The organism is Pseudomonas sp. 43A (genome assembly GCF_013363935.1).
GTDB classification, from domain to species: Bacteria; Pseudomonadota; Gammaproteobacteria; order Pseudomonadales; family Pseudomonadaceae; genus Aquipseudomonas; species Aquipseudomonas crudilactis.
The window spans coordinates 2,687,523-2,701,743 of the sequence record NZ_CP054880.1; the positions used below are offsets into that span (position 1 = coordinate 2,687,523).

At 60.6% G+C, this 14,221-nt stretch carries 12 protein-coding genes and 3 pseudogenes; 9 read left to right on the forward strand and 6 right to left on the reverse strand.

What is annotated here, in order from left to right; genetic code table 11:
- Positions 1–198: 198 nt before the first annotated feature.
- From HUW52_RS12010 to HUW52_RS12020, 3 genes are all read right to left on the reverse strand, one after another.
- Positions 199–1,011, reverse strand: a complete 813-nt coding sequence (locus HUW52_RS12010; RefSeq protein ID WP_175553750.1) for an alpha/beta fold hydrolase — start codon at positions 1,009–1,011, stop codon at positions 199–201.
- 207 nt (positions 1,012–1,218) lie between these two features.
- Entirely contained in the window at positions 1,219–1,575 is a 357-nt protein-coding gene (gene queD, locus HUW52_RS12015; RefSeq protein ID WP_007915588.1) for a 6-carboxytetrahydropterin synthase QueD, read from the reverse strand.
- A gap of 85 nt (positions 1,576–1,660) precedes the next feature.
- Positions 1,661–2,740 carry a patatin-like phospholipase family protein gene (locus HUW52_RS12020; RefSeq protein ID WP_175553751.1) on the reverse strand — a complete coding sequence of 360 codons (1,080 nt, stop codon included), beginning with the start codon at positions 2,738–2,740 and terminating at the stop codon, positions 1,661–1,663.
- Between the two features lie 244 nt (positions 2,741–2,984).
- Here HUW52_RS12020 and HUW52_RS12025 point away from each other — a divergent pair, with 244 nt between their 5' ends.
- The 4 genes from HUW52_RS12025 to HUW52_RS12040 are packed head-to-tail and all read left to right on the forward strand — an operon-like array spanning position 2,985 to position 5,586.
- Complete coding sequence (locus HUW52_RS12025) at positions 2,985–3,293, forward strand: PepSY domain-containing protein (protein WP_016986293.1); 309 nt, start codon at positions 2,985–2,987, stop codon at positions 3,291–3,293.
- A complete protein-coding gene (locus HUW52_RS12030; protein ID WP_016986294.1) occupies positions 3,293–3,604 on the forward strand; it encodes a PepSY domain-containing protein in 312 nt (103 codons plus the stop codon). The genes HUW52_RS12025 and HUW52_RS12030 overlap by 1 nt, the downstream gene beginning before the upstream one ends.
- A 3-nt stretch (positions 3,605–3,607) precedes the next feature.
- A complete protein-coding gene (locus HUW52_RS12035) occupies positions 3,608–4,276 on the forward strand; it encodes a response regulator transcription factor (RefSeq protein WP_016986295.1) in 669 nt (222 codons plus the stop codon).
- Positions 4,273–5,586: a sensor histidine kinase gene (locus HUW52_RS12040; RefSeq protein ID WP_016986296.1), complete on the forward strand. Its 1,314-nt coding sequence runs from the start codon at positions 4,273–4,275 to the stop codon at positions 5,584–5,586. Before HUW52_RS12035 ends, HUW52_RS12040 begins: the two co-directional genes overlap by 4 nt.
- A gap of 295 nt (positions 5,587–5,881) precedes the next feature.
- On the opposite strand, the gene HUW52_RS30760 is transcribed toward HUW52_RS12040, so the two are convergent.
- Positions 5,882–6,637 carry a methyl-accepting chemotaxis protein gene (locus HUW52_RS30760; protein ID WP_371044236.1) on the reverse strand — a complete coding sequence of 252 codons (756 nt, stop codon included), beginning with the start codon at positions 6,635–6,637 and terminating at the stop codon, positions 5,882–5,884.
- A gap of 102 nt (positions 6,638–6,739) precedes the next feature.
- Positions 6,740–8,344 (reverse strand): annotated as a pseudogene (locus HUW52_RS30765) (HAMP domain-containing protein); the annotation flags it as partial.
- On the opposite strand from HUW52_RS30765, the gene HUW52_RS12050 reads away from it, so the two are divergent.
- The 3 genes and pseudogenes from HUW52_RS12050 to HUW52_RS30775 form a co-directional block, all read left to right on the forward strand.
- Entirely contained in the window at positions 8,285–9,601 is a 1,317-nt protein-coding gene (locus HUW52_RS12050) for a Na+/H+ antiporter family protein (protein WP_175553753.1), read from the forward strand. The pseudogene HUW52_RS30765 and the gene HUW52_RS12050 sit on opposite strands and share 60 nt — an antisense overlap.
- 197 nt (positions 9,602–9,798) lie before the next feature.
- Positions 9,799–10,575 (forward strand): annotated as a pseudogene (locus HUW52_RS30770) (cache domain-containing protein); the annotation flags it as partial.
- Between the two features lie 312 nt (positions 10,576–10,887).
- Positions 10,888–11,481, forward strand: a pseudogene (locus HUW52_RS30775) (methyl-accepting chemotaxis protein); the annotation flags it as partial.
- 207 nt (positions 11,482–11,688) lie between these two features.
- On the opposite strand, the gene HUW52_RS12060 reads toward HUW52_RS30775, so the two are convergent.
- Positions 11,689–12,624 (reverse strand): LysR family transcriptional regulator, encoded by a 936-nt coding sequence (locus HUW52_RS12060; protein ID WP_175553754.1) that lies wholly within the window; start codon positions 12,622–12,624, stop codon positions 11,689–11,691.
- Positions 12,625–12,737: 113 nt separating this feature from the next.
- On the opposite strand from HUW52_RS12060, the gene HUW52_RS12065 reads away from it, so the two are divergent.
- Both HUW52_RS12065 and HUW52_RS12070 read left to right on the forward strand, forming a co-directional pair.
- Positions 12,738–13,223: a DMT family transporter gene (locus HUW52_RS12065; protein ID WP_095051024.1), complete on the forward strand. Its 486-nt coding sequence runs from the start codon at positions 12,738–12,740 to the stop codon at positions 13,221–13,223.
- 3 nt (positions 13,224–13,226) lie between these two features.
- Entirely contained in the window at positions 13,227–13,679 is a 453-nt protein-coding gene (locus HUW52_RS12070) for a DMT family transporter (protein ID WP_175553755.1), read from the forward strand.
- The last annotated feature ends 542 nt before the right edge of the window (positions 13,680–14,221 follow it).

Here is a 14,221-nt window from a genome sequence, read left to right on the forward strand (position 1 = left end):
CAGTGGTCGTGCCAAACGCCGGATGGCGCGGGTTATGTATAGACGAGTCGCGTCGTTCGGCACGAAAACAGTGCACCTGAATACACCGGAGCCCCAATGTAGGAGCTGCCGAAGGCTGCGATCTTTTGATCTTGTTTTAAAAAGCAAAATCAAAAGATCGCAGCCTTCGGCAGCTCCTACAGGTGGATAGGTGTTGGGTCAGAGAAATCGCAGCAGGGCGGCGACGATGGCTTCGGGGGCGTCTTCCTGGACGAGGTGGCCGGCGTTGGCAATCGGGTGGAATCGTGACCCCGGGATCATTTGCTGTAACGCACGGCCACGTTCGATGGGTATCCACTGATCGTCTTCACCCCAGAGAATCTGCACCGGGCAGCGGATCGTCGGGTACAGCGGTTCGGCCTCGCGGGTGTAGCGCTCGTCCATCTGCGCAATCTGCCGATAGAACGCCGCTTGTCCCGGATCGCCGAGCCACGGTTGCACGTAGGGAGCGAGTTCGTCGTCAGGAATATCCCGGTGAATCGCCCCGCGAATATAGGTTGGCACGATGGCGCGCTGGATGTAATCGGGCAGGCCACTGAACGCCGCTTCATGCTGACGTACATGTTGCACGAACGGCGAACCCCACGGCGTCAGCGCCACCGGATCGATCAGCGTCAGGCTGCGGTAATCCTTGCCGTTGAGCAGGTGTGCGCGCAGCACGGTGGCGCCGCCGAAGTCATGAGCGACGACGTCGGGGTTTGCAATATTCCAATGCTCGAGCAACTGCGCCAGCAGTTGATTTTGCACGCCGAGGGAGACGTCGGCGTCGGGTTGCTCGGAGCGCCCGTAGCCCAGCAGATCGAAGTAATGCACGCGATGCGTGCCGAAAAAATGCGGCGCGATCCGATGCCATACGTACGACGAAAACGGCGTGCCATGCACGAACACCAGCGGCGGGCCGTCGCCGCGCACGGCGTAACGAATGTGGTGCCCGTTGAAGTCAAAGACCTGATCCAGCAGCCAGTCTGTCATGGGCCTGTCCTCTTGGCGGGTGGGAGCCAAAAAGCATAGGCGTAAAAAAACAGCCGTGAAGGCTGTTTATTCATTCACTGACACGCCGCCTATCCCTGTGGGAGCGAGCTTGCTCGCGAAGGCATTGTGTCAGTCAATATTTATTTCACTTGCAAACCGCATTCGCGAGCAAGCTCGCTCCCACAATGGTCTTCAGTAATCTCTGCATTACTCACCGCGATAGATGCAACCGCTGGTGCACGTCTCGTGAATCCGGATCGCGCTCAGTTCCGGCAGCAACGGTTTCATTTCATTCCAGATGAATTTGGCCAGCACTTCGCTGGTCGGGTTTTCCAGGCCGGGAATGTCGTTCAGGTAGTTGTGATCGAGGCGCTCGTACAGCGGCTTGAAGATCGCTTTGATCTCGGAGAAATCGCGGATCCAGCCGGTGTGCGGATCGAGGTCGCCGCTGAGGTGAAGCGCCACTTTGAACGAGTGACCGTGCAGACGTCCGCACTTGTGGCCGTCCGGGACGTGCGGCAGGCGGTGGGCGGATTCGAAAGTAAACTCTTTGAAGATTTCCACGGTATTTTCGGCTCTGTTCAGATGGCGTTCGCCGCAGCGATTCGGGCAGGCGGCGAGTTTATCAGCTTGTGTTTGGCCGTGCTGACTAAAGGGTCAGCAAGCGCTCGGCGAGGCGACCATTGGCAGTCAGTTCAAGGAATTCGTCGCCGAGGCGGCGGCTCTCGGCCATCGCCGCGTGCCAGTATTTCTGCCGGCCCGGCGCATCCCCCATAAAGCGCTTGAAGTCATTGCGGTCGGGCAGTTTGCCGAAGGGCAGGCGCGCCAGATACTCCTTCGACGGCGCGAGCAACAGCACGTCCTGCAGGCGCTCCACCGAGGCCTTGCGCCACGGCAGGGTCTTGTCGAACCAGCCGGGAATCACCCGATCAGTGAAGTGCGGATAGAGCACGATGCCGTCACCGCTGTAGGGCAGGTCCAGATGATAGTCGAGCAGACCACCGTCGCGGAAAGTGCCGGCACCGGCGCCCGGCAGGTCGCGCACACCTTCCATGACCATCGGAATCGAGCCCGAAGCGAGCAAGGCCTGGCGCAGATTGCCGGCATTCAGCGCAACGAAGCGTGACGGGAAATCGTTCAGCGCATTGACCGGCGGGGCGAGGCGCGGGTCGTGGATGATCAGGCGTTCGAAGTGCCGCGACAGCCGTGCGCGGCCGCGCAGGTTGTCGGCGATCACCGAGCCCAGCGCCAGACCCAAACGCCCGCGATGATCGTCGGCCAGACGGCCCTGACTTTTCACCACCATGATGTTCAAGCGGTAATGCGCGTTATCGAGGATGCTCGCGTCGCGGCCGTCGAGCAGGTCGTTGAGCATGCGCTGCGAGCTCTGACTGATCTCGGCCATGGTCACGCCTTTGTTGAAGTTCTGCTCGGCGTACAGATGGCCAAGACGGCGGATGCCTTCGGCGGCGTCCGGCAGACAGGCACTGGCGAAGCGCCAGGAACCAACCGAGGCGCCAATCAGCGAGCGCTCACGCGGTGCGCTCGGCAGCCATTCGCCGAACAATGCCAGATCCAGCCCCTGAATCCCCAACGCCTTTGGCCCACCGGCAGCGCCGGGCAGGGTGCCGACGTCGGCGGCGTTCAGGCCTTGCGCACGAATACGCGCCATCGCGCGTGGGCCGGCCTTGAGGGTGAGGGCGGGGAGTTTGATGTGGATGGCGGTCATACCGGTCTCGATCGTTAGCAAGCGAAGGATTATAGAACGATGATGTCCCCTGTGGGAGCGAGCTTGCTCGCGAAAGCGTAGGGTCAGTCAACGATGATGTGTCTGATACACCGCATTCGCGAGCAAGCTCGCTCCCACAGGGGGGCCTATGTTGAGCTGGGGCAATGATGGCAATTCAGTTTCAGTTAAGTTCATCCCGCTAAGGTGCCCACCGTGAAGCAACACATAAAAATACGGAGACACCATGAAAACCCTGACTGCCCTGTCCATTGCCTCGATCATCGGTTTCACTGCCAGCCTCGCCCACGCCCGCGATCTCGGTCCTGACGAAGCCCTGCGTCTGCGCGACGCTGGTACTATCGTCTCCTTCGAGAAGCTCAACGCCACCGCGTTGGCCAAACACCCGGGTTCGACGATCACCGACACCGAGCTGGAAGAGCAGTACGGCAAGTACATCTACCAGATCGAAATGCGCGATCCGCAGGGGCAGGAGTGGGATCTGGAATTAGACGCGGTGACTGGGCAGGTTCTCAAGGATCATCAGGATACGTAATGAAGGTTAATGTTCGCGCCACCCGCCGCATGGCGTTGGCGCTGGTGATGTGTTGCTCGACGGCGATGGCCCGCGACCTCGGCCCGGACGAAGCGCTCAATTTGCGCAAGCAGGGCGTGATCCTGCCGCTGGAGCAAGTGCTGCAGCAGGCGATGGACCGCTATCCCGGCGCAAAACTGCTGGAAGTCGAGCTGGAAGAAAAACACGACGTCTACATTTATGAAGTCGAGTTGCTGACCGTCGAAGGTGTCGCCCGTGAGCTGCACTTGAAGGCCGATACCGGCGAACTTGTGAAAGACAAGGAAGATTGATCGATGCGTTTGCTATTGGTGGAAGACCACGTACCGCTGGCTGACGAATTGCTCGCCGGCCTGCAACGCCAGGGTTACGCGGTCGATTGGCTGGCGGACGGTCGTGATGCGCTGTATCAGGGCAGCAGCGAGCCGTATGACCTGATCATTCTCGACCTCGGCCTGCCAGGCGTGCCGGGGCTTGAGGTGCTGGCGCAATGGCGTGCTGGCGGTCTGGCGATCCCGGTGCTGATCCTCACGGCGCGCGATTCCTGGGCCGAGCGCATCGAAGGCCTGAAGGCCGGCGCCGATGATTACCTGACCAAACCGTTCCACCCCGAAGAGCTGCAACTGCGCATTCAATCGCTGTTGCGGCGCTCCAAAGGCCAGTCCAATCAGCCGACATTGCAGGCTGCCGGACTGCATCTGGACGAGGGCCGCCAGTGCGTGGTGCGCGACGGTGCCGACATTCAACTGACCGCCGCCGAATTTCGTCTGCTGCGCTATTTCATGCTGCACCCGGAGCAGATCCTTTCCAAAAGCCACCTCGCCGAACACCTCTACGATGGTGAGACCGAGCGCGATTCCAACGTCCTCGAAGTGCATGTCAATCACCTGCGGCGCAAGCTCGGCAAAAGCGTGATCGAAACCCGTCGCGGTCAGGGTTACCTGTTCGGCGGGCAAGCTTCGTGAGGTCGATCCAGCGCCGCTTGAGCCTGGGTTTGATCAGCGTGATGGTGGTTGTCGGTGTGGTGGTGGCGCAAACCAGTCTGTGGTTGTTCGAAGTGGGGTTGCAGCGCTACCTCGAAGCGGGTCTGCGCAACGACAGCGAAAGTCTGCTAGTGGCATTGGTGCGTGGCCCGCAGGGTTTGCAATTGGATGAGCGGCATTTGTCGCCGGCCTATCAGCGGCCGTTTTCCGGGCATTATTTCCGCATCGATTTCGCCGACAGCCATTGGCGTTCGCGCTCGCTGTGGGATCAGGATCTGCCGTTGCTTGACCATCCCGGTCTGCACAGCAATCTGCAACTGGGCCCGGACGGCCAGCAATTGCTGGTGCTGCGTTCGGACTATCGACGCTTGGGTCAGTCGATCTCGATCAGCGTCGCCCAGGATTACACGCCCGTGCGCGAGAGCTTTCAGCGCATGCGCCAGATCGGCCTCGGCCTCGGTCTGGCGGCGTTGCTGTTGATTCTGTTCTTGCAGCGCTTGACCGTGCGCCGTGCGTTGAAACCGCTGGAAAGGGCTCGCGAACAGATCGCGCAATTGCAGCAGGGCCAGCGTTCACAGCTGGATGATCAGGTGCCGGTGGAGCTGGAGCCATTGGTGGCGCAGATCAACCATTTGCTCGCACACACCGAAGACAGCCTCAAGCGCTCACGCAATGCCTTGGGCAACTTGGGACACGCCTTGAAAACGCCGTTGGCGGTGTTGTTGAGCTTGGCCTCAAGCGAAAAACTCGATGCTCATCCAGAGTTGCGCAAGGTGCTCAAGGAACAGCTGGAGCAGGTGCAGCAGCGGCTCAATCGTGAATTGAACCGTGCGCGACTGTCCGGGGATGCGTTACCGGGCGCGCTGTTTGATTGCGATGCGGAACTGCCGGGGTTGCTCGCCACGTTGAACATGATTCATGGCGAGCATCTGGCCTTGAGTTATGTCGCGCCGGCGGGGTTGCAACTGCCGTGGGATCGGGAGGATTTGCTCGAGTTGCTCGGCAATCTTTTGGACAACGCTTGCAAGTGGGCGGATGCCGAGGTGCGCCTCAGCGTGATCGAGCGCGCGGATGGCTTTGCCCTGAGCGTGGAAGATGACGGCCCGGGGATTCCCGAAGAACAGCGCACTGAGGTGTTCAGCCGGGGGACGCGGCTGGATGAGCAGACCCACGGGCATGGCCTGGGGCTGGGGATTGTCCGCGACATTGTCGAGACCTGGGGCGGGTTGCTGGTGTTGGGCGAGAGTGAGTGGGGCGGGTTGAAGGTGGTGATCGAGTTGCCTCGGCGGTGAGCCTTTTAGAAGCCCCTCACCCTAACCCTCTCCCGGAGGGAGAGGGGACTGACCGCGTTGTTTGGGAGAGGTACGCCGACGTGAGATACCGAGTCGAGCTCAGGGTTTGAAAGCCTTCCCGTGATCTGAAATACCGAGCCGAACTCAGGTTTTGAAAGCGTTACCGGGATCTGGAAAATCGAGTCGAACTCAGGTTTTGAATGGCGTGGAGATCGGCTCCCTTTCCCCCTCGCCCCTTGGGGGAGAGGGCTGGGGTGAGGGGGTAAGGATTTACCTGACACCCTCCAATCTTGAATCAAACCCGAAACTGATCCATCAAACTCTGCTGCTGATTCGCCAGACTATTGAGCGACTGACTCACCCGCGCCGACTCATTCGCCTGCCCGGACAACGACTCCGTTACATCACGGATCGTCGCCACGTTGTTATTGATCTCCTCGGCCACCGCGCTCTGCTCTTCCGCCGCGCTGGCAATCTGCAGGTTCATGTCGCTGATCACCGTCACCGCATCGCCAATCTGGCGCAGCGCAGTCACCGCTTGGCCAACCTGTTCAACGCTACCCTGAGCCTGACGATGGCTGTTGCCCATCGACCCGACCACATCCTGGGTACCGCTCTGCAACTGCTCGATGACCTGACGGGTTTCTTCCACCGACTCCTGTGTGCGGCGGGCGAGGTTACGGACTTCGTCGGCAACCACGGCAAAGCCACGTCCGGCCTCACCGGCACGCGCCGCTTCAATCGCAGCGTTGAGCGCCAGCAGGTTGGTCTGTTCGGCGATGGCGCGGATGGTTTCCAGCACGGCGCCGATCTTCTCGCTGTTGGCGGCCAGACCTTCAACTTGCACCATCGCTGCGCTCATGTCAGCGGCTAGGGTGTCGATGCTGGCGGTGGTGCGGTCGATCACGGTCAGGCCCTGGCGGGTGGCGCGATCAGCATCCTTGGCGGCTTCGGCCGCTTGTGCAGCGCTGCGGGCGACGTCTTGCGCGGTGGCGCTCATTTCGTGGGACGCAGTGGCGACCTGATCGACCTGACGGTATTGCTGTTCCATGCCGGCGCTGGTCTGGGTGGCAATCGCTGAGGACTGGTCGGCAGTGTTGCGCGCATCCTGCACCGAACGTTTCACCTCGGCGATGATCGGCTGCAACTTGTCGAGGAATTTGTTGAACCAACCGGCCAACTGACCCAGTTCGTCCTTCTTGTCATAGGCCAGACGGCGGGTCAGATCGCCTTCACCGCTGGCGATGTCTTCGAGCATGTGCGCCACGCCGAGGATCGGTTTGGTCACGCTGCGCGCCATCAGCCACACCAGCAGCAGGCCGATCAACGCGGCCAGCACGCCGAGACTCAATTCGATCAGCGTGCCCGAGTTGTTGCTCGCGTCCAGCTGTTGCTTGAGCGCTTCGGCGCGGCTGACCAGGACTTTCTCTGGCACATCGAGCAAGACGCCCCACGACGGACCACCCGGAATCGGCTGGAACGGCGACAGCACTTTCAACTGGCCGTTGCTGTGCAGGCTGCTCACGCTGGTGCTTGAGGCGAGCTTGCTCAGCAGTTCGGCGCCGCTGATTTTGTCCACGGCGTCCAGGCGCTGGCTGAGTTTGCCGGCATCCGGGCTGTACCCGGCGAGCAGGCCGGCGGGGCTGATGATGCTCACGGCGGTCTGGCCGTCGTAGAGCTTTTTGCTCGCGCCCTGGCTGATCGCTTGCAGGCTGTTGAGGTTGATGTCGACCGACAGCGAGGCGATGACTTTGCCGTTGACCATCAGCGGGAAGACGATGCTGGTCATCAGCACCTTCTGGCCGTCGATCACATAGAAGTACGGTTCGATCACACACGGTTTGAGCGTGGCGCGCGGGCAGGTGAACCAGGCATTGGCCGCTTGGCCGCTGGGGCCGGTGCTGGTGTCGGCCATGTCGCTTTCCGGCAGGGCCATCGAGGTGACCTTGCCCGGTGTTGGCTGCGACCAGTACAGGGCGAAACGGCCCTTGTCGTTGCTGCCGAGTTCAGCCTGACCGGCGAACAGTTCGTCTTTGCCGTCCAGTGCATTGGCTTCGAACACCAACGACAGGCCGAGCAGATCCGGGTTGGCTTGCAGCGCCGATTTGACCTGTCGGGTCATGTCTTCGCGCAGATCGAAGGCATCGAGAAAGCGCTTCTCGGCCTGCTCGCGCAGGAACAACACCTGCCGCGAGAAGCCATGGCCGTACTGATAGGCGTCCATGAACTGCTGGCGGATACCGGCGGCCTGCACTTCACCTTGCGATTCGATGCGTGCCTGCGCCGACTCAGTGAGCATTTCCATGCTCGAAGCTTTCACCAGTTCGGAACTGTGCTCCATGCGATACAGCGAAAGACCCACCAACAGGGTCACGATACCGGCCAGGCACAGGCCGGCGAGCAGGGTGATTTTCCATTGGATGGAAAGTTGTCTGAGCGACATGGAGACGTCCTTATTCGATAAATATCTGAGACTTTGCACTGTAACGGCCGTGTTTCGGCTTTCTTTATCCTTGAAACACAATATGGCGGATTGCCGCACCCGAAATCGCCGGCTCACTTTGACACTGCGGCCACTCTGCGGCACAGTGCGCGCCCTTCTAATAAGACCCTCTTTGCAAATCCGCCGGTTAAGCTTTGGCGGACTCATTCTGTCTGGCGGTCGGTTTTCCACCGCAGTGTTTTTCGAGGAAGTGAAATGAATGCAGTCATAGCGGCGGTCGGCGTCATGCTGGTGCTCAGCCTGTCCCGCGTGCATGTGGTGATCGCTCTGATCGTTGGTGCGCTGGTTGGCGGCCTGACCGGTGGTCTGGGCATCGACGCCACGCTCAAGGCCTTCAACAGCGGCCTGGGCGGTGGTGCCACGGTGGCGCTGTCCTACGCGTTGCTCGGCGCTTTCGCTGTGGCGATTGCCAAGTCAGGCCTGGCCCATGCCTTGGCCGACAAGGCGCTGGCGATGGTCGACCGTCAACATGCGACCGGCGGTGGCAGCGTCAAATGGCTGCTGATCGGCTTGCTGTGGGTTGTGGCGATTGCTTCACAGAACATCCTGCCGATCCACATCGCGTTCATTCCACTGCTGGTGCCGCCGCTTTTATATGTGCTGACCAAGCTGCAACTCGACCGTCGCTTGATCGCCTGCGTCATGACCTTCGGCCTGATCACGCCGTACATGTTTCTGCCGGTGGGTTTCGGCAACATCTTCCTCAATGAGATTTTGTTGGCGAATGTTGCGCGCAGTGGTGTCGATATCAGTGGCATCAATGTCACCCACGCCATGGGCATTCCGGCGCTGGGCATGGTCTTCGGCCTGGCGATGGCGTTCATCACTTATCGCAAACGGCGCGTGTACGACCTGGCGAAGATCGAGCAGGTCGAGCAAGTGGCGGTGCAGTACAACCCGCTGAGCCTGATGATTGCCGGTGTGGCGATTGCCGCCGCGTTCATTGTGCAGCTGCTGCTGGACTCGATGATTATCGGGGCGCTGGTCGGTTTTCTGATCTTCTCGGTATCGGGCATCGTGAAATGGCGCGAGACCGATGACCTGTTCACCGAAGGCATGAAAATGATGGCGATGATCGGCTTCATCATGATCGCCGCCTCCGGTTTTGCCGAAGTGATGAAGGCCACTGGCGAAGTGCAGACACTGGTTGAATCTTCGGCGTCGTGGATCAATCACAGCAAGGGCATCGGTGCGTTGTTGATGCTGCTGGTCGGGTTGCTGGTGACCATGGGCATCGGTTCGTCGTTTTCTACCGTGCCGATCCTGGCGGCGATCTTTGTGCCTTTGTGCGTGCAACTCGGGTTCAGCCCGATTGCGATCGTGTGCATCGTCGGCACCGCCGGCGCGTTGGGTGATGCCGGTTCGCCGGCCTCGGATTCGACCCTCGGGCCGACCTCCGGCCTGAACATCGACGGCCAGCATCACCACATCTGGGACACCGTGGTGCCGACGTTCCTGCACTATAACTTGCCGTTGCTGGCGTTCGGCTGGGTGGCCGCGATGGTTCTCTGAACCCCGCCGATCTCCTGTGGGAGCGAGTTGCTCGCGAAAGCGGTGTATCAGCGACTTAATGGTTGACTGACACGACGCCTTCGCGAGCAAGCTCGCTCCCACAGGGGAATGGGGTAATCCCTTTGCTCAACTTTTGTGATGGCGTGCCGTTAAAGCCTTTAACCACGCCAATAAAACCAAAAGAGTGAGCTCCCACAATGCGCCTGAGCCTCAAGGCTAAAGTCCTCTCCCTCGCCGTTCTTCCGGTATTGCTCTTTGCCCTGGTCATCAGCCTGACCACGCTGTTCATCCTCCAGGAACAGGCGCACAAAGAGGTCGAACAGACCCGCGAGCGCCTGCTCGGCGATGCCAAAGCGACCCTGCAAAGTTATGTCGCCGTGGCCATGACCACGATCAAACCGCTGTACGACGCGGCCGCTCCCGGTGACAACGAGGCGCGGGCGCAAGCGATCAAACTGCTTTCGGGCATTCGCTACGGCAAGGACGGCTACTTCTTCGGCTACGACTCCGAGACCGTGCGCCTGTTCAAGGCCAACGACCCGGAAGGCGTGGGCAAAAGCTTCAAAGACAACCGCGACCCGAACGGCGTTTACGTCAACCGTGGCCTGGTCAGTGTGGCGAAGGACGGCACGCACTATCTGCAATACAGCTCGCCGCTGCCGGGCAATGCGCAGGTGCTGGTGCCGAAACTCGGTTACACCGAATACCTGGCGAAGTGGGACATGGCAGTCGGTACTTCGGTCAACCTCGACGGCATCGAAGCGCAAGTGGCGTTGGTCGAAGCGCAGGTACAGGAGCGTATGCAAGGCGTGGTGCTGAGCATCGTCGGCGTTGCGGTGGTGGTGTTGTTGGTGATTGCGGCGGCGGGAATGCTGCTGGCCAATACCATTTTGCGTCCGCTGACCCTGATGAAAGCCAACCTCGATGACATCGCGGCAGGCGAGGGCGATCTGACCCGTCGACTGAATATCACCAGCCAGGACGAACTCGGCGAACTGGCCGGCTCGTTCAACCGCTTCGTCGACAAGATCCATGGCCTGGTGCGGCAGATCACCGAGATGACCACGCAACTGACCGGGCTGGTGACGCAAGTGTCCGATCAGGCCCAGCGTTCGGATCAGGCGATGGAACGTCAGCGCCATGAGACTGATCAGGTCGCTACCGCAATCAACGAAATGTCCGCCGCCGCACAGGAAGTCGCCAAAAGCGCGCAGAACGCCGCCGTCGCCGCTCAGCAGACTGACGAAGAAGGCCAGAGCGCCAAGCGCGTGGTGGCCGGCAGCATCAAACAGATCCATGCGCTGGTCGATGACATCCGCAGCAGCGGCGTGTCACTCGACAGCCTGCAGCAGGACGTGACGTCGATTGTCGGCGTGCTCGGGGTGATTCGTTCGATCGCCGAACAGACCAACCTGCTGGCGCTGAACGCCGCGATCGAAGCGGCGCGCGCTGGCGAGGCCGGACGCGGCTTTGCCGTGGTGGCGGATGAGGTGCGGGCATTGGCCAGTCGTACGCAGATCAGTACCCAGGAAATTCAGGGCATGATCGATCGTTTGCAGGCGGGCACGCAATCGGCGGTCGAGGCGATGCGCCGTTCCAGCGAAGCGGGTGACGGCACTTCACAGCAGGCCAATCAGGCCGGGGCTTCGCTGGATGCGATGGCCGAACTGATCGCGACGATCAACTCGATGAACGCGCAGATTGCCAGTGCGGCGGAAGAGCAGACGGCGGTGGCGGAAGAGATCAATCGCAGCGTGCATCAGATTGCGGTGGCGGTGGACAGCGTGGCCGATGAGACGCAGCTGGGTGCACAGACTTCGCGTAGTTTGGCGGAGCTGGGGCAGCGCCTGGGCAAACTCGTGGGTCAGTTCCGTATTTGACCGCTTGAGAAGCCCCTCACCCTAACCCTCTCCCGGAGGGAGAGGGGACTGACCGAGGTGTCTTGTGTCATCCATCGACCTGAGAAATCGAGTCGATTATGGATTCACAGCAGAGCTTTCAGGTCAGTGCATGCCTGCAATATCCCCCAATCAGTCCCCTCTCCCTCCGGGAGAGGGCTAGGGTGAGGGGCTCTTGATCTTCAGCTTTCAGGGACGATCCCAGTACGGCACTTCGCCGAAGCATTCGACAAAGAAATCAATCACCGTCCGCACCTTCACCGACAACCTGCGGCTCCCCGGCCACAACACCGCAATCTGCTGCGGTTCCAGGCTGTTCGACACCTGATAGTCCCCCAGCACCGGCACCAGCGTGCCGTCGCGCACCGCTTCGCCAATCAGCCATGACGGAAACATCACCAGCCCCAGGCCTTGCTCGGCGGCTTGGGTGAGGGTGTCGGCGTGGTTGCCAGTGATCGGGCCTTTCACCGAATACGGCGTCCAGTCCTTGCCGTCGCGGCGGAAAAACCAGCGTTGCTGGCCGGTCGCGCCCTTGTAGGCCAGGCATTGGTGTTGCGCGAGATCTTCAGGCTTCTGCGGTGTGCCATGAAGTTTGAGATATGCCGGGCTGGCCGCGACCTGAAAGCGATGCGGCGCCACAATCCGTGCCTGCATGCTCGAGTCGTGCAGCGGTCCGATGCGAAACAGCAAATCCGCGCCTTCCTGTAACGGGTCGACGTAATGGTCGGTCTGCTGGATATCCAGTTGCAGCTTCGGATAACGCGCACACAACTGGCCCAGCCACGGCGTCAGATGCCGTTGGCCGAACACCACCGGGGCGTTGATCCGCACCAGACCGGTGGGTTCGCTTTGCTGTTCCTGCAACGCCTGTTCGGCTTCTTCCAGTTGCACCAGCACCAGCCGCGCATGGTGACCGAGCATGCGCCCGGCTTCGGTCGGCGTCACTGCGCGAGTGTGGCGGTAGAGCAATTGCTGGTTCAACGCCTGCTCCATCAACTGGATCTGCCGGGAGATCGAGGAGGGTGCCACACCTTCGCGACGGGCCACTTCGGAGAAGCTGCCGTGATCGAGCACTGCCACAAACAGCCTGAGTGCCTTGAATCCGAGTTCATTGAGCCCGTACATGATGTGTCCTGCTGTGCGTATTGCGCAAAAGTGTTGTCCGGATGCTCCCATTTATCGCACAGCTTCGCCAGCCGATAATCCGCGCCATCGTTTATGTGAGTGGAATGTTGTTTATGCAGACGTTGGATGAGGTGAGCGTTAGCGCGCCGGCGACTAAATCCGGATTGCGCTTGTTGTTGCTGCCGCTGGTGATTCTCGCGGGGATGGGCTTGTCGGTGGAGGCCGGATTGCTTGGGCCGTTGGGTGTGCAGGTCGGACATCTGTGGGCAACCTTGAGCATCTTTGGGGTGGGTTCGGCGATTCTGTTTTTGCTGCTGCTGTTTGCCGGCCCGCAAAAAGGCCCGGCACTGACCGATCTGCCGCGCTGGCAGTTGATCGGCGGGTTTCTGGGGCCGATGTATGTGGTGGTGCTGACGTTGGCGACACCGCATATCGGCATTGCCATGACGATGATTGCGATTCTGTCCGGGCAGGTTGGCAAGAGTGTGTTGATTGACCATTTCGGCTGGTTCGGGGCGACGCGCAAGAAGGTCAACGCCGAGCGGTGGCTGGCGTTGGGGTTGATTGTGGCGGCTTTGGTTTTGATTGCGCGGGGGTGAGTGATGAGTCTGGTTATTTTGTTGGCGGTGGTGGTGTTGGCCGGTGCGGTGTTGAGTGTGCAGGCGGCGATCAATGGGCGTTTGGGCGAGAGCGTAGGGGTGTTGCGCAGTAGTTTGCTGACCTTTGTTGTAGGTGCTGTGACGACGGGGTTGTTGATTTTGTTTTTTGAGCCGGCCCAAGCGGTGAGCCTGTTGGATGTGCCGAAGTGGCAGTTGACCGGGGCGTTGTTTGGCGTGGTGTACATGATGGTGATGGTCGGGGCGGTGCCGGTGGTGGGGACGGCTGTGGCGACGGTGGCGGTGATTGTCGGGCAGTTGGGGATGGGGATGTTGATTGATAATTTTGGCTGGTTGGGGAATCCGGCGATTGAGCTGTCTGGTTCGCGGATTTTGGCGATGGTGTGTTTGGGGGTGGCTTTGGTGTTTATGTATAGGAGTTCGCGTCAGGCTGGGTGAGTTGAGTGCATATCCGTTGCTGCGGGTGTTGCTGATTAGGGTTCCGCCCTGACGGCGGGTCACCTTTTCCAAACGCCGAAAAGGTAACCCAAAAGGCTTGCTCCTACGTGCGGCCCGCTCGCTGGGGCTCGGGGTCCCTTCGCTGCGGGATCGATCCGGGCGCAGCGTCTCCGGTTTGCTTCGCTGCACCTACTCTCGCTGTGTTTGGCTGCGCCAAACGGTCGCTGCGCTCCCACGCCCGGATCAATCCCTCCACTCAGCCTTCCGACGTCGCCTTACAGATCAAGAGCTGCAGCCGAGCTAACGCTCATCCTATTGAGTGGTGAAGAGCGGGTGTTCGGCTTTTGATTTGTGGTGTGTTTGCCCCTCATCGGAACGCCGCCCGCCCAGCCCTCTCCCGAGGGAGAGGGAGCCGATTTGTGGGCCGTTCAAAATCTGAGTTCAACGCGGTATTTCACGTCGGCGTAGCTCTCCCAAACAACTCGGTCAGTCCCCTCTCCCTCCGGGAGAGGGCTAGGGTGAGGGGCTTTTGATCTGTTTCA

Bases quoted from the DNA above. Each gene is read 5' to 3' on its own strand.
- HUW52_RS12065 (WP_095051024.1), top strand. From the start codon at position 12,738: ATGCAGACGTTGGATGAGGTGAGCGTTAGCGCGCCGGCGACTAAATCC.
- HUW52_RS12010 (WP_175553750.1), bottom strand. From the start codon at position 1,011: ATGACAGACTGGCTGCTGGATCAGGTCTTTGACTTCAACGGGCACCAC.
- HUW52_RS30760 (WP_371044236.1), bottom strand. From the start codon at position 6,637: ATGGAACAGCAATACCGTCAGGTCGATCAGGTCGCCACTGCGTCCCAC.
- HUW52_RS12070 (WP_175553755.1), top strand. From the start codon at position 13,227: ATGAGTCTGGTTATTTTGTTGGCGGTGGTGGTGTTGGCCGGTGCGGTG.
- HUW52_RS12030 (WP_016986294.1), top strand. From the start codon at position 3,293: ATGAAGGTTAATGTTCGCGCCACCCGCCGCATGGCGTTGGCGCTGGTG.
- HUW52_RS12020 (WP_175553751.1), bottom strand. From the start codon at position 2,740: ATGACCGCCATCCACATCAAACTCCCCGCCCTCACCCTCAAGGCCGGC.
- HUW52_RS12060 (WP_175553754.1), bottom strand. From the start codon at position 12,624: ATGTACGGGCTCAATGAACTCGGATTCAAGGCACTCAGGCTGTTTGTG.
- HUW52_RS12025 (WP_016986293.1), top strand. From the start codon at position 2,985: ATGAAAACCCTGACTGCCCTGTCCATTGCCTCGATCATCGGTTTCACT.
- HUW52_RS12050 (WP_175553753.1), top strand. From the start codon at position 8,285: ATGAATGCAGTCATAGCGGCGGTCGGCGTCATGCTGGTGCTCAGCCTG.
- HUW52_RS12035 (WP_016986295.1), top strand. From the start codon at position 3,608: ATGCGTTTGCTATTGGTGGAAGACCACGTACCGCTGGCTGACGAATTG.